A 13445-nucleotide genomic window follows, 5' to 3' on the forward strand; every position below is an offset into this window, starting at 1 on the left:
TTCATCCTTGTAGGCGAGGATATTGTTGAACACCGGCGGGCTGTCCTTCGAGACGGCGGCGGAGCCCGCCGTCATGGTCAGCGCAACGCCCGCCCTGGCGCGCTCGAGGTGGTAGAGGCGGTAACGGTCCTTCGGCATGCCGTCTTCCGGATAGGCCGGCTCGTGGCTCGTCGTCATGATCCGGTTGCGCAGCGTCAGGTGCTTGAGACGGTACGGCTGCAGGAGCGGATCGGCAGTCATCTTGGCTCTTTCATGCGGATGCCCGTGCTTGTGCCAAGGAACGCGACAGCCGGTCAAGCCTACCGATCCGTCCCATCCTCGTTGACTTGCGGGAGATTCGGTGATTGCATGCCGGCCTCGGAAAATGGAACCCGTGGGAGGACCAAACATGCAAAGACTTACCAGAAGAACCGTTCTGCTCGGCACCGTGGCGCTGCCGTTCATGTCGTCGATGGCCATGGCGGCGGACAAGATCCTGGCATCCGTGCCGGGGCTGAGCTTTCCGTTCTTCGTGCACATGATGAACGCCTTCAAGGCGGAAATCACCAAGCAGGGCTACGAGGTCATCGAATCCGACGGTCAGGTGTCTTCGCCCAAGCAGACGGCCGACGTCGAGGCGGCGATCACCCAGGGCGTGAAGGGCATCGTGATCAGCCCGAACGAAGTGGACGCGATGGCTCCGGCGCTGCAGCAGGCGGTTGAAGCGGGCATTCCGGTCGTCACCGTCGACCGGCGCGTGCCGTCGGTCGAGGGTATTCTCGCCCATGTCGGCGCCGACAACGTGAAAGGCGGCGAGGCGCAGGGCAACCTCATCGTCTCGATGTTCCCGGATGGCGCCACCATCATCAACCTGCAGGGCCAGCCGGGCGCTTCGCCGGCCATTGACCGCAACAAGGGCCTGCACAATGTGCTCGACCCGCTGGCCGACAAGTACAAGATCGTCTTTGAGCAGACCGCCAATTTCGCCCGCGACAAGGGCCTGTCGGTAACCGAAGCGGCGCTCTCGGGCCTCGCCGAGCCGCCGAAGGTGATCGTCGCCGCCAACGATGACATGGCGCTTGGCGCCATGGAGGCGGTCAAGGGCCGTGGCCTCAGCGGCATCGCCATTATCGGCTTCGACGCGCTGCCGGAGGCGCTGGCCCAGGTGCGCGATGGTGGCCTCACCGCCACCATTGAGCAGTTCCCCGGCCAGCAGAGCTCGCTCGGCGTTCAGACGCTCGTCAGCTTCCTCAAGGACGGCACCAAGCCGGCCGAGAAGATACTGCTGATCACCCCGCAGGCGGTGACCAAGGACAACCTCAACATCGCCGAACGTCTCGGCGAAGTGAAGTAATCCGCACAGCAAGGAGTCTCCAGCTGGCGCGCAAGCCCGGCTGGAGCATCTCGTGATGACAGATTCCGATCAGGCTTCTCCGCTTCTGTTGATGCGGGGCATCTCCAAGTCGTTTCCCGGTGTGCGCGCGCTCGAGGCGGTGGACTTCCAGGTTGCGGCGGCTGAGATCCATGCGCTGCTGGGCGAGAATGGCGCGGGCAAGTCGACGCTGCTCAAAATACTTTCCGGCGCGCAGCCGCCGGATAGCGGATCGATTTCGCTGTCGGGGACGAATGTGAGTTTCGCCTCGCCGCAGGAAGCGCAGAAGGCCGGCGTCGTCACCATCTACCAGGAGTTCACGCTGGCGCCCGATATGACGGTGGCCGAGAATGTGTTCATCGGCCGCGAGCCCGGCTCGCGCCTGTTCGTCAGTTACCGGCAGTTGGAGGAGCAGACGGCGGCGCTGTGCCGGCGCATCGGCCTCGAGCGCAGCCCGCGCGCCCTGGTGCGCGATCTCTCGGTGGCCGAACAGCAGCTGGTGGAAATCGCCCGGGCGCTGTCGATGAAATCGCGGGTCATCGTCATGGATGAGCCGACCAGCGCCTTGAGCCAGTCGGAAGTGGCCAAGCTTTTCGCCATCGTCCGCAGCCTGAAGGCGGAAGGCATATCGATCATCTTCGTCACCCACCGGCTTGAGGAAGTATTCGCGATCTGCGACAGCTACACGGTGCTGCGCGATGGCCGGCTGGCCGGCCGGGGCAGGGTGGCGGACACCGGCATGGACGGGATCATTAAGCTGATGGTGGGCCGCGAGCTTGGCCTTCAGGCGGGGCGCCAGTCGTCTTATGCCACGGCGGAGCGGGCGCTCGAGGTGCGTGGCCTCACGCGCCGCCGCCGCAGCACGGATGCCAGCGCCATCGAGCTTCATGACGTATCCTTTACGGTTCACAAGGGCGAGATTCTCGGTATCGCCGGGCTGGTGGGCGCTGGCCGCACCGAAACGGCGCGCGCCATCTTTGGGGCGGACCGCTTCGATTCCGGCGCCGTGCGTGTGAGCGGAGAAGAGGTCAGCATCGCCGGCCCGCGTGACGCCATCGCCTGCGGCATCGGCCTGGTGCCGGAAGACCGCAAGCAGCAGGCGCTGTTCCTTTCGCTGGCGATCCGCACCAACCTGACCATCGCCGCGCAGAAGCTGGTGTCCTCCCTGGGGGTGTTCATCAGCGGCTCCAAGGAAGACGCGCTGGTTGAAACCTACCGCAAGCTTCTGAACATCCGCATGGCGTCAGCCGATCAGCTGGTCGGCAATCTTTCCGGCGGCAATCAGCAGAAAGTGGTGCTGGCGCGCTGGCTGGCGCTGAGGCCCAGGGTGCTGATCGTCGATGAGCCGACCCGCGGCATCGATGTGGGCGCCAAGGTAGAGGTTCACAATCTGCTGATCGATCTGGCCAAATCCGGCATCGCCATCGTGGTGATTTCCTCGGAACTGCCGGAAGTGCTGGCGCTGGCGGACCGCATCGTGACCATGCGCGAAGGCCGGGTCACCGGCGAAGTGCCGCGCGCCGGGGCGACGCAGGAAAGCTTGATGACGCTGATGACCATAGGGGCGCGGCACGCGGCATGACGGGGGATCACAGAAGATGAGCAATGGTAGGGCGGGGCCAGGCAACGCCGGCTTTGACGCGTTTTCACTGCTGGCGCGCTTTGCGCCGCTGATCTTCCTGCTCTTGCTCATGCTGGTGTTCTCCATCATGGAGCCGCGCTTCCTGTCGTCGGTGAACCTGTTCAACGTCATGCGGCAGGTGTCGATCACCGGGCTGCTCGCGATCGGGATGACTTTCGTGATCCTCACCGCCGGGATTGATTTGTCGGTGGGCTCGCTCCTGGCCTTCGCGGGCCTCGTCGCCGCCGCCGTGGCCAAGGGCGGCATGCAGGACCGCTTCACGGTGGGGGATGAGACGATCGGCTATGGCTGGCAATTGGCGGCGCTGGCGGCGATCGCCGTGGGCCTGTTGGGCGGCCTGCTGCAGGGCGTGGCCATCACCAGGCTCAAGGTGCCGGCTTTCGTGGTGACGCTGGGCGGCATGTCGGTGTTCCGGGGCGCGGCGCTGCTGTTCGCGGCGGGCGGGCCGATTTCCGGCTTCCAGCCGGACTTCACCTGGTGGGGCCAGGGACGCATCTTCTCGGTTCCCGTGCCGGTGATCATCTTCCTCGCCTTCGCCGTCATCGCCCATGTCGTGCTGAGCTATACGCGCTACGGGCGGCAGGTCTATGCGGTGGGCGGCAATCCGGAAGCCGCCCGGCTCGCCGGCGTGAACGTGAACTGGATCATCTGCAGCGTCTACATCATCATGGGCTTCTTCGCCGGGCTTGGCGCCTTCGTGCTGTCCGCGCGGCTCAATTCCGCCGAGGCGGTGGCCGGAACCGGCTATGAGCTGACGGTGATCGCCTCGGTGGTGATCGGCGGCACCAGCCTGTTCGGCGGCGTGGGCACGATCTTCGGAACCGTGATCGGCACAGTGCTGATCGGCGTGCTGCTCAATGGCCTCGTGCTGATGAACGTCAACTCCTACATTCAGCAGATCATCATCGGGGTGATCATCGTGCTGGCGGTGGCGTTCGACACCTTCGCAAAGTCCCGGCGAAAACGGGCGTGAGAACCGAAGCGGCATTCAACCGCTTCGATCCCCATCAACCACATTCACAGCTGTCTTGATTGCGGCGGATACCGCGGCAATCAGAAATTATTGGGATTTCCCTTGACGATCGTGCCCGTGCCGTCGTCCTTGCCGTTCTTGACCCAGGACACTTGGTCGCCGTCGATCTTCACCTGCCAGCAGCCTTCCGGGTCAGAGCCATACTGGAAGCACATGGTGTCGGCATTGACCCGCCATTTGCCGGAATAGTCCTTGCCCTTGATCACGCCATCGGCGCCGTAGAACTCGGTATAGGCGCCCGAGGCGATCATGCTGCCCTGAACGGTGTTGCCGGTGATCGCCGCCGTGATCTGCTCGCCCGTCGCTGTGCCTTGGGCCCAGGCGGTGCCGCCAGCCATGACCAAAACTGCCGTTGCGGCAGACAGAATGAGATTTTTCATGATGTTTTCTCCTGACGAAGCGTCTACGGCCCTTTTGCCGCAAAGGATCAGGTCAGCCCAGGATGGCGCGGATTTCCCTTGTGACCGCTTCTGTTTCAGCGGCCGACAGCGCCCCCATCCGCATGTCGACCCGCCAGGAGCTGCCGCCTTCGACCACCGCGTAGAGGCCTTTCTTCTTCTCCGCGGTGTAGCCCTCGACCTCGGAGGTGCAGGGAAAGGCGATGCCGATGGCGTCCTGGTCCGGTGTGCGGCAAATCCAGCGGCAGCACTGGCCGCATTGCGCGGGCTGGTAGCGCATATAGTCGCTGGCGCCGCTGGGGTGTTTCATCAGGGCATGGGCGAAACCATCCTTGCCGGCCTTCATGCCGATCATCATGGCCACTTCGGGGTCAAAGGCCAGATCCGGGCGCAACACATGGTGGATGGCCGGGTTGACCGCCAGGTCCTCGAGGAATTCACGGTAGCCGGGCTTCGGGGTGATATGGGCGGGGATCGACTTGCGCACCCGCACCGCCTGGGGCGTCGCCGGGGCCGAATAGATGAGCTCGCCATTGTCCACTGGCCGGAAATTGGCGTGCGCGAGATACATCAGGTCCATCGGCGTCTTCTTCAGATTGTCCACCTGTAACGACACGTCGAGCAGGGTGGAATCCGCCTGCATCACATAAGTGGAGGTCGCCAGATAGTGATAGGAGAAGGCCACGGTGTGCTCATAAGTGCCGATCACGGCGCAGGTGCCGCGCGCCTCGTCGATTTCGACGAAGCCTTTCTGGAACGGCGCCAGCGGCAGCTCGCCATGCAGCGGATGGCGGTCGGAAGGCCCCGGCGCGCCAATGGCCGTGGCCCCGCAATGAATGAAGAACGCGCCATAGGTTTCAAGGTAGTGGCTGGTGCGCACCGGCTCGGTGAACATCGACTTCATGGTCAGGTCGCGGCCATCGAACGCGCATGACCAGATCTGATGGCCCATGAAGGGCAGCACCACGATTTCCCCGCGGCGGCTCCTCACCCGCAGCGCCGCGATGCCGCTGCTGTAACGGAAGGCGGAGACGGAGAAACCGGCTCCTCCTGCAACAGTGCGTTCCGTTTCGCCGAACTGCACGGACTGTAGATCGATCCGGATGGACATGCGCAAATCCTCGGTGACTGGATCAACGCAGTCTTGCCATGCCGCAGCGCTGTTGGGAAGCGCGTCCGTGGAGGTTTTACCTGCCGGTGAGGATCGGGACCGTCATGTGTTTCAGCATGTGGCGGGTAGCGCCGCCCAGCAGATACTCCGAGAACCAGGACCGGCCATAAGCGCCCATCACGATCAATTCGCAGCCGAGCTCATTTGCCCGGTTGAGGAGATGCTCGCCCACGAGCCCGGGACCCAGTTCGGTGACCTCCTCGGAGACTTCCGCCACATGCGCGCGCAGATGATCGGCGATGCTGATGTCCGGTATCCGGCTGCCCGGCCGCAGCGGCAGGCGGAGCTCGCCGGAGCAGACGGTCACCTTCTTGGCGCGCTCGATGAAGGGCATCGCGCCCTGCACGGCTGACGCCGCCATGGCGCTGCCGTTCCAGGCAACCAGGATATGCTCCGGCGCCGGCCGGAAATGACCGTGGCGGGGAACCAGAAGGACCGGGCGTCCGGCGCTGAGCGAGGTTTCCTCGGCCGCGTCGAAGCCCAGTTCATCGGCATCCGGCTGACGCTGTTCGATGATCGTCAGGTCGTGGAGGCGCGAGGCCCAGGGCACGATTTCGCCCGCCGCGCCGTCAGCCGTGGCGAAGCGCCCGTCGACGCCGGCGGCGGCACAGGCCTTCGCGAATCTCTCGCCCAGCGACTTGGACGTTGCGGCGTCCCGGGCAGCCTGTTCGTCGAGCCCTGGTCCGGCGAAGCGCGGCAGGCTCCTGAGCATGACGATCTCGTGGAAGGTAACGAGGCCGCGCAGCCTGGCGCCGAAAACGCGCGCCGTGCCGACCGCATAGTCGATATGCGGCGACCATTCCTCATGCGATTTCAGATGAACCAGGATTTCGCGAATGATCATGACCTACCTCCGTATCCCTACCTAGGGCAGTCACCGGCAAGGCAAAAGTGAACAAGTTTTAATGCGGGCCGCGCATCGACGGGACCCGGAAACGCCGCCGCTTGCGGTGCCCTCAGGATCATATACACAGCCCCTATGGACCGCCGCAGCCTCATCACCGGCTACCTGCTCGTTGCCGCGGGGTCGGCGATGTTCTCCTCGAAGGCGATTTTCATCAAGCTCGCCTATCTGGAGCGATACGATGCCCTGCTGATCCTGGCGTGGCGGATGGTGTTCGCCCTGCCTGTGTTTCTGGCGGTCGGTATTTTCGAACTGGCGCGGCGCAGGCGCGACGGCAGGCCGATGCCCCGCCGCAACGCGGTGTTAAGCGCCATTGGCATCGGCCTCATTGGCTACTACCTCGCCATGATTCTGGATTTCACCGGACTTCTCTATGTCTCGGCGCAGCTGGAGCGGCTGGCGCTGTTCACCTACCCGATTTTCGTGATCTTCATCGGCGCGGCCCTGTTTGGCGTCCGCCTCACGGGCTCGGCGCTCATCGCCGCCTTCATCACCTATCTCGGCCTTGCCACGGTGTTCATATCCGATCTCTCCACGGGCGGTCCGAATGTACCGCTCGGCACGGCGCTCGTGCTGGGATCGGCGATCGCGTTCGCCGTCTACCAGCTGGTGGCCAAGCGGTACATCAGCGAGATGGGCTCAACCCTGTTTACCTCGATCGCGCTTTCGGCGGCGGCGGTCACCACGCTTGCCCATGTATTCATCACGCGCGGCCATCTCGATGCCTCCATGTCGGCGCATTACTTCATGCTGGCGGCTGGCATCGGCATTGTTGCGACAGTGATTCCCTCGTTCTTTGTCAACGCGGGCCTCGGGCGCATCGGCGCCACGTCCACGGCCATCATCTCCAATGTCTCGCCCTTGCTCACCATCTATTTCGCGGTGGCGCTGCTGGGCGAGGCGTTCACGCCGGCCCATGCCGTGGGAACCGCCCTCGTCGTGGGCGGTGTCGGCTATCACACCTGGCGGGAGATGAGGAGTACCGGGCGAGCCTGAACGCGTACGCCGGCTATTGCCAGATGTATCACGCTGTGATACATGAAGCGATGATCGTGAGCACTCAAGGGAAGCTCGCCGCCGGAGCGCTCCGAAACCGTTTCGGCAAGGGTTTTCCCCCTGATCTGGTCAAGAGAGCCAGGGCAATGCTCTCGGCGTTGGACGCAGCCGTGGTTATCGAGGACTTGCGTTTTCTGCCCGGAAATCACCTTGAGGAGCTGCGGGGCAAACGTGCCGGGCAGCATTCCGTCAGGATCAACGATCAATGGCGCATCTGCTTCATCTGGACGGAGCAGGGCCCGGCGGACGTTGAGATCGTCGACTAGCATTGAGGGAACAGTCTTGATGTCTTTGCTCATCAATCCATCGCATCCCGGCGAAGTGCTTCAGGAGCTTTACCTCGCTCCGCTAGGACTGAGCCCGATCGCCCTGGCCAAGCGCATCCATGTGCCGCGCACCCGCATTGAGCGGCTGGCGAGGGGAGAGACCGCGGTATCCGCCGATACCGCGATGCGCCTCGCCCGGGTGTTCGGCACCACCGCTGAATACTGGATGAACCTCCAGCGCGCGTGGGATCTGGCGCGCGCGCGCGAGAAGATCGACGTGTCCGCCATCAAACCACTGGCTGCGGCATGACAATCCACCCACTCTCGCCCCGCCTCGATCATTGCCCGGAAAGCCTGCCGCGCGATGCCTACATAGATCCGGACTGGTTCACGCGTGAGCTTGAAACGGTGTTCGCAAGACAATGGCTGTGCGCGGGCAGGCTTGGCGACTTCCCGAAAGGCACATTGCGGCGCCGGACCCTGGGCAATGCGCCGGTGATCGTCATCCACGGCGAGGGCGGGCTTTCCGCCTACCATAATGTCTGCCGCCATCGCGGGGCGGAACTCTGCGCGGAAGACCGCACCGCCGGCAGGCTCATCACCTGTCCCTATCATGCCTGGTCCTATAGCGCCGCCGATGGAAAGCTGGTCGCCACGGGGCCGGCCAAGCCCACCGCTGATTTCGATCCGTCCAGCCATGGCTTGCTGCCGGTCGCCGTCAGGATCTGGCAGGGCTTCGTATTTCTCAATGCCGGCCCTGCGCCAGCGCCGCTGACCGCCGATGTGCCGCTGGCGGCGCTGGATAACTGGCCCATCGCTGCGCTGCAGGTCGGGCATCGCTGGGAAAAGGAAGTCGCCTGCAACTGGAAGGTCTTCTGGGAGAATTATTCCGAATGCCTGCACTGCCCCGGCATTCATCCTGAACTCTGCGACATGGTGCCCATCTATGGCGAGGGCATCATGGGCGCTTCCGAAGCATTGGGCTGGACGCCGGAGCAGCCGGTTCGCCCCAATCTCCGCGACGGGGCCGAAAGCTGGACGCCGGACGGCAAGCCCTGCGGCCCGATGTTTCCGGCACTCACGGACGAGGAACGCCGGCGGGGCTACAGCTTCGTGACAATCTGGCCCTCGCTCTACGTCGTGGCGCATGCCGATTATGTCCGCGCCGTCAGGATCGAGCCCATGTCGCCGCGGCGTACGAGGCTCACCGTGGAATGGTACTTTCCGGAGATCACCCTGGCGCAACCGGGCTTCGATGCCGGGCGGGTCGCCAGCTTCGCCCGGACCGTGCTGGCGCAGGATGGTGCGGCGGCCGAGATGAACCAGCGCGGGCTTGCCTCCCCGGCCTTCACGCGCGGGCGGCTGATGCCGGAGGAATATGAACTTCACCGCTTTCACCGCTGGCTCCTGAAAGCCATGGGTGAAGCGGCCTGAACCGTCAGCTCACATTGTCTGGCAGCACCGCCTTGCGCCGGGCGATGAAGTCATTGAGCGCCTCGTCGATGCCCTCGTCGAGCGGGGGCGCCTGATAATCGCGCAGCATCTGCTTCCAGCGGGCATTGGCGCGCTGCACGATGTCCTTGCCGCCGTCGTCGCGCCATTGTTCGAAGGAGTTGTTGTCGGCCAGCTGCGAGCGCCAGAAGGCGGTTTCGAAATTGGCCTGGGTATGGGAGCAGCCGAGAAAATGCGCGCCGGGGCCCACCTCCCGGATCGCGTCCATGGCCTGGCCGTTCTCGGAGAAGTCGACGCCGTCCGCGAATTTCTGGAACATCGCCAGCTGGTCGGCGTCCATGATCAGCTTTTCATAGCCGGACGCCAGACCGCCTTCGAGCCATCCCGCCGCATGGAGGCAGAAGTTGACCCCCGCCAGCAGGGTGGGCCACATGGTGTTGGCGCTCTCATAAGCGGCCTGCGCATCCGGGATCTTGGACCCGCACAGGCTGCCGCCCGAACGGAACGGCACACCCATGCGGCGCGCCAGCTGTGCGGCGCCGAGCGTGATGTGGGCGGGCTCCGGCGTGCCGAAGGTCGGCGCGCCCGATTGCATGGACATCGAGGCCGCGAAGGTGCCGAATACCACCGGCGCGCCGGGCCTGCAGAGCTGGGTGAAGGCGATCCCCACCGACGCCTCGGCGAGAATCTGGGTGAGCGTTCCCACCGCCGTGGTGGGCGACATGGCGCCCGCCACGATGAAGGGCGAAATCACGGTTGCCTGGTTGGCGCGGGCGTAAACCTTGAGCGCGCCGAGCATGACGCCGTCCCATACCATCGGCGAGTTGGCGTTGATGAGGCTGGTCATCACGCAGTTCTGGTCGACGAAGTCCTTGCCGAACACCAGTTCCGCCATGGCCACCGAATCGGCGGCGCGCTCGCCCGCCGTGACCGAGCCCATGAACGGCTTGTCGGAATATTTGATGTGGCTGTAGACCATGTCGAGATGGCGCTTGGCTACCGGAATGTCCACCGGTTCGCACAGCGTGCCGCCGGCGTGGTGCAGGCTCGGCAGCATGTAGACGAGCTTCGCGAAATTGCGGAAATCCTCGATGGTGGCATAGCGGCGCCCTTCATCGAGGTTGCGGATGAAGGGCGGGCCGTAGACCGGCGCGAACACCGTGCTGTTGCCGCCAATCGAGACGTTGTTGGCCGGGTTCCTCGCATGCTGCACATATGCGCTTGGCGCCGTCCTGATGAGTGAACGGACAAGGCCGCGGGGAAAGCGCACGCGGGTGCCGGACACATCCGCGCCAGCCTCTTTCCACATGGCGATGGCTTCCTCGTCCTCGTAGAAGTTGAGGCCAATCTCCTGCAGCACGGTCTCGGCATTATGCTCGATCAGTTCCAGCTGTTCGGTGCTGAAGGGCTCGTAGGTCTTGATGGCGCGGCGGATGAAGCCAGACTGGCGGATCGCCGTCGAGGTGCGGGCGGCGCGGCGGGCATCGGCGCCGCCGCCACGCGCACGGCGGCCACCGGAAGAGGCAGGAGCGGTCTGAACGTCGGTCATGAGCCAGCCTGTTGAAATGTTTTCACGTGAGCGTGGTTTAGGCTCAACCGGCGATCCGGGCGTGAAGGGAAACGTCAGCCCATGGCCGGGAAACGACGCTTCAAAACGTCACCTTCAGGGCTTCGAGGCCATGGAAGTGATAGGCGTTGCGGTAGCCGGGTTCCTGGCTGATCGCCAGCCGTGGAAGCCTGTTGAACAGCAGGGGCAGGGCGACGTCCATCTCCAGCCTGGCAAGCGGCGCTCCGACGCAGAAGTGGATGCCCGCCCCGAAGCTTACACGCGGGTTTGGGTCACGCCCGGGAAGGAAGCGGTCCGGCTCCCCGAAGCGGGCGGGGTCGCGGTTGGCGGCGCCCAGGAGAAGCCCCACCTGCTCGCCCTTGCGGAGCCTGATTCCGGCATAATCCAAATCTTGCAGCGCGTAGCGGGTGAACATGTGCAAAGGCGCGTCGTAGCGCAGCGCCTCCTCGACATGGCCAGCTCCGATATCTTCCCGCATGCCATGTTCGAGAAGGCATTTGATGGCGTTGCCCAGCGCATGGACGGTCGCCTCATGACCGGCGTTGAGCAGCAGGATGGCGGTGGTGACAAGCTCATCCTCCGAAAGCTTCGCGCCCTGCTCCTCGGCGCGGATCAGTTCGGAGAGCAGGTCTTCGGCGGGAGACTTGCGGCGTTCGGCGATATAGCCCCGCATGAATTCCGAAAAGGCGAGCGTTGCAGCCGCCGCCCTGTCCTCGATCATCCGGTCGCGGCGCGCCTGGTACATGGCCACCATGTCATGCGACCAGCCGAGAAGCTGCGTGGACATCGTGCTGGGAACGCCCAGCAGATCGCAAATGACGATGACCGGAATCGGCGTGGCGAAGTCAGCCAGCAACTCGGCTTCGCCGCGGCCCGCGAAGCTGTCGATGAGGTCTCCCGCCAGCGCCGCAATGCGCGGCCGCAAGCGCTCAACCTGGCGCGACAGGAAGGAGCGGTTGACAAGGCCGCGGAGCCGCGTGTGCACCGGCGGCTCCAGTTCCAGCAGCGAGTGCGACTCGAAGTCATAGAAAGGCTTGAGGTGTGCCGGCGTCTCCGGCCAGCCAAGCTCCTCCCTGGTCGCCACATGCAGGATCTGGCGGCCGAAGCGGCGGTCGCGCAGCAGGGCGTTGACATCCTCATGGCGGGCAAAGCACCAGAAGCCATACTGCTCCCACTTGAAAACCGGCGTCTCCGCCCGGATTGCGTGGTAGGCGGGGTAGGGATTGTTGTAGAACGCCGGGTCCACAGGATCGAGGAAAACGGCGCGGCTGGCCTTGTCGATGCGCATGGCTGCCATCTTCCCGCGAACTTCCCTATGCTTGCAAGCCTGACCATGAGAAAAAGAGGCCTGGAGGACGTGTGATGAAGATGGCAATTGTCCTGAACTGTCCAAACTGATGACGGCGTCGCCCAGGCTGTCCGCCGAATTCATCGTCCTCGTGGCGCTGCTCAACGCCATGACGGCGATGTCGATCGATACCATGCTGCCGGCGCTTGGCCAGATCGCCGGCGAATTGGGCGCCGCTGACCCCAACAGCCGGCAGTTCATCATTACCGCCTTCTTCGCCGGACTGACCTTCGGAACGCTCGTCTATGGTCCGTGGTCGGATTCCATCGGCCGCAAGCCGGCCATCGTGATCGGCCTTGCCTGCTATGCGGCCGGTTCGCTGATCTGCCTGTTCTCGGTCAATTTTCCGATGATCCTCATCGGCCGGCTGGTGCAGGGCTTCGGTGCGGCGGCGCCACGCATCGTATCGATCGCCATGGTGCGGGACGGGCAGTCGGGTGCGGCGATGGCGCGGGTCATGTCGCTGGTCATGATGGTGTTCATGCTGGTGCCGATCCTGGCGCCGGGGGTGGGCCAGCTGGTGCTGCTGGTGGCGGGCTGGCGGGTGATCTTCCTCGGCTTCCTTGCCATGGGCGTGATCGCGGGTCTGTGGTTGTGGCTGCGGCAGGAAGAGACGCTGCCGCCCGGCAAGCGCATACCGCTGTCACTGGCGGCGCTTCTGTCGGCGGCAGGCGAGGTGTTCCGGCATCCGGTCACCATGGGTTACACATTCGCCACGGGGTTCACTTTCGGCAGTTTCATCATCTATCTTGGAACCTCGCAGCAGATTTTTGCCGAGCAATATGGGCAGGGCGAACTCTTCGCTCTATGGTTTGCCTTCTTCGCAGCTGGCATAGCCGCGGCGATGCTGGTCAACGCCCGGCTCGTCATGCGCTATGGCATGCGCCGCCTTTCGGCCCTGGCCTTGCGCGGGCTCGTGGCGTTGTCGGGACTGTTTCTCATGGTCAGCCTCCTGATGCATGGACATCCCCCCTTGTGGGCCCTCGCCGCCTTTCTGCTAGCCGCCTTCTTCTGCAGCGGCCTGCTGTTTGGCAATTTCAATGCCATCGCGCTGGAGCCGATGGGCCGCATCGCCGGCATGGCGGCGGCGATTTCCGGCGCGCTGTCGTCGTTTACCGCAATTCTCACGGGGGGCGTCATCGGCCAGCTTTATAACGGCACTGTCATTCCGATGGTGGCCGGATTTGCGGGGCTGGGGCTGGTCACCCTGCTGGTGACCAGTTGGGCTGACGCCCGGCGCAAGTGAAATTTCTGCGC

The 13445-nt window shown here is 64.3% G+C and carries 13 protein-coding genes and 1 pseudogene; 8 read left to right on the forward strand and 6 right to left on the reverse strand.

The window, feature by feature from the left end; genetic code table 11:
- Nucleotides 1-240 (reverse strand): annotated as a pseudogene (locus ACKOED_RS15860) (N-methylproline demethylase); the annotation flags it as partial.
- A 148-nt stretch (nt 241-388) separates the two neighbouring features.
- Here ACKOED_RS15860 and ACKOED_RS15865 point away from each other — a divergent pair.
- Genes ACKOED_RS15865 through ACKOED_RS15875 form a run of 3 tightly spaced genes read left to right on the forward strand, consistent with a single transcriptional unit; the run spans nt 389 to nt 3966 of the window.
- A complete protein-coding gene (locus ACKOED_RS15865; protein ID WP_408917598.1) occupies nt 389-1333 on the forward strand; it encodes a substrate-binding domain-containing protein in 945 nt (314 codons plus the stop codon).
- Between the two features lie 55 nt (nt 1334-1388).
- The gene (locus ACKOED_RS15870; protein ID WP_408917599.1) at nt 1389-2933 is read left to right on the forward strand and encodes a sugar ABC transporter ATP-binding protein; all 1545 of its coding nucleotides are present in this window, start codon (nt 1389-1391) and stop codon (nt 2931-2933) included.
- Between the two features lie 16 nt (nt 2934-2949).
- Entirely contained in the window at nt 2950-3966 is a 1017-nt protein-coding gene (locus tag ACKOED_RS15875) for an ABC transporter permease (protein WP_408917600.1), read from the forward strand.
- A gap of 80 nt (nt 3967-4046) precedes the next feature.
- On the opposite strand, the gene ACKOED_RS15880 is transcribed toward ACKOED_RS15875, so the two are convergent.
- The 3 genes from ACKOED_RS15880 to ACKOED_RS15890 all read right to left on the reverse strand — a co-directional run bounded on the left by ACKOED_RS15880 (nt 4047) and on the right by ACKOED_RS15890 (nt 6439).
- Complete coding sequence (locus ACKOED_RS15880; protein WP_408917601.1) at nt 4047-4406, reverse strand: hypothetical protein; 360 nt, start codon at nt 4404-4406, stop codon at nt 4047-4049.
- 52 nt (nt 4407-4458) lie between these two features.
- Nucleotides 4459-5535 carry a DUF4432 family protein gene (locus tag ACKOED_RS15885; RefSeq protein ID WP_408917602.1) on the reverse strand — a complete coding sequence of 359 codons (1077 nt, stop codon included), beginning with the start codon at nt 5533-5535 and terminating at the stop codon, nt 4459-4461.
- 76 nt (nt 5536-5611) lie between these two features.
- A complete protein-coding gene (locus ACKOED_RS15890; protein ID WP_408917603.1) occupies nt 5612-6439 on the reverse strand; it encodes a universal stress protein in 828 nt (275 codons plus the stop codon).
- 135 nt (nt 6440-6574) lie between these two features.
- On the opposite strand from ACKOED_RS15890, the gene ACKOED_RS15895 reads away from it, so the two are divergent.
- The 4 genes from ACKOED_RS15895 (at nt 6575) to ACKOED_RS15910 (ending at nt 9255) form a co-directional block, all read left to right on the forward strand.
- Nucleotides 6575-7495, forward strand: a complete 921-nt coding sequence (locus tag ACKOED_RS15895) for a DMT family transporter (protein WP_408917605.1) — start codon at nt 6575-6577, stop codon at nt 7493-7495.
- Nucleotides 7496-7641: 146 nt separating this feature from the next.
- A complete protein-coding gene (locus ACKOED_RS15900) occupies nt 7642-7821 on the forward strand; it encodes a type II toxin-antitoxin system RelE/ParE family toxin (protein ID WP_408917629.1) in 180 nt (59 codons plus the stop codon).
- 19 nt (nt 7822-7840) lie between these two features.
- Nucleotides 7841-8131, forward strand: a complete 291-nt coding sequence (locus ACKOED_RS15905) for a HigA family addiction module antitoxin (protein WP_408917606.1) — start codon at nt 7841-7843, stop codon at nt 8129-8131.
- Nucleotides 8128-9255, forward strand: coding sequence for an aromatic ring-hydroxylating oxygenase subunit alpha (locus tag ACKOED_RS15910; RefSeq protein WP_408917607.1), 1128 nt, complete (start codon nt 8128-8130; stop codon nt 9253-9255). Before ACKOED_RS15905 ends, ACKOED_RS15910 begins: the two co-directional genes overlap by 4 nt.
- A gap of 4 nt (nt 9256-9259) precedes the next feature.
- On the opposite strand, the gene ACKOED_RS15915 is transcribed toward ACKOED_RS15910, so the two are convergent.
- Both ACKOED_RS15915 and ACKOED_RS15920 read right to left on the reverse strand, forming a co-directional pair.
- Nucleotides 9260-10822 (reverse strand): trimethylamine methyltransferase family protein, encoded by a 1563-nt coding sequence (locus ACKOED_RS15915; protein WP_408917608.1) that lies wholly within the window; start codon nt 10820-10822, stop codon nt 9260-9262.
- A 100-nt stretch (nt 10823-10922) separates the two neighbouring features.
- Nucleotides 10923-12128, reverse strand: coding sequence for a cytochrome P450 (locus ACKOED_RS15920; RefSeq protein WP_408917610.1), 1206 nt, complete (start codon nt 12126-12128; stop codon nt 10923-10925).
- A gap of 109 nt (nt 12129-12237) precedes the next feature.
- On the opposite strand from ACKOED_RS15920, the gene ACKOED_RS15925 reads away from it, so the two are divergent.
- Nucleotides 12238-13434 carry a multidrug effflux MFS transporter gene (locus tag ACKOED_RS15925; RefSeq protein WP_408917611.1) on the forward strand — a complete coding sequence of 399 codons (1197 nt, stop codon included), beginning with the start codon at nt 12238-12240 and terminating at the stop codon, nt 13432-13434.
- The last annotated feature ends 11 nt before the right edge of the window (nt 13435-13445 follow it).

It is taken from the genome of Aestuariivirga sp. (assembly GCF_046093005.1).
Taxonomy (GTDB): domain Bacteria; phylum Pseudomonadota; class Alphaproteobacteria; order Rhizobiales; family Aestuariivirgaceae; genus Aestuariivirga.

Bases quoted from the DNA above. Each gene is read 5' to 3' on its own strand.
- ACKOED_RS15895 (WP_408917605.1), top strand. From the start codon at position 6,575: ATGGACCGCCGCAGCCTCATCACCGGCTACCTGCTCGTTGCCGCGGGG.
- ACKOED_RS15920 (WP_408917610.1), bottom strand. From the start codon at position 12,128: ATGCGCATCGACAAGGCCAGCCGCGCCGTTTTCCTCGATCCTGTGGAC.
- ACKOED_RS15905 (WP_408917606.1), top strand. From the start codon at position 7,841: ATGTCTTTGCTCATCAATCCATCGCATCCCGGCGAAGTGCTTCAGGAG.
- ACKOED_RS15870 (WP_408917599.1), top strand. From the start codon at position 1,389: ATGACAGATTCCGATCAGGCTTCTCCGCTTCTGTTGATGCGGGGCATC.
- ACKOED_RS15915 (WP_408917608.1), bottom strand. From the start codon at position 10,822: ATGACCGACGTTCAGACCGCTCCTGCCTCTTCCGGTGGCCGCCGTGCG.
- ACKOED_RS15880 (WP_408917601.1), bottom strand. From the start codon at position 4,406: ATGAAAAATCTCATTCTGTCTGCCGCAACGGCAGTTTTGGTCATGGCT.
- ACKOED_RS15910 (WP_408917607.1), top strand. From the start codon at position 8,128: ATGACAATCCACCCACTCTCGCCCCGCCTCGATCATTGCCCGGAAAGC.
- ACKOED_RS15865 (WP_408917598.1), top strand. From the start codon at position 389: ATGCAAAGACTTACCAGAAGAACCGTTCTGCTCGGCACCGTGGCGCTG.
- ACKOED_RS15875 (WP_408917600.1), top strand. From the start codon at position 2,950: ATGAGCAATGGTAGGGCGGGGCCAGGCAACGCCGGCTTTGACGCGTTT.
- ACKOED_RS15900 (WP_408917629.1), top strand. From the start codon at position 7,642: ATGCTCTCGGCGTTGGACGCAGCCGTGGTTATCGAGGACTTGCGTTTT.
- ACKOED_RS15890 (WP_408917603.1), bottom strand. From the start codon at position 6,439: ATGATCATTCGCGAAATCCTGGTTCATCTGAAATCGCATGAGGAATGG.
- ACKOED_RS15885 (WP_408917602.1), bottom strand. From the start codon at position 5,535: ATGTCCATCCGGATCGATCTACAGTCCGTGCAGTTCGGCGAAACGGAA.
- ACKOED_RS15925 (WP_408917611.1), top strand. From the start codon at position 12,238: ATGACGGCGTCGCCCAGGCTGTCCGCCGAATTCATCGTCCTCGTGGCG.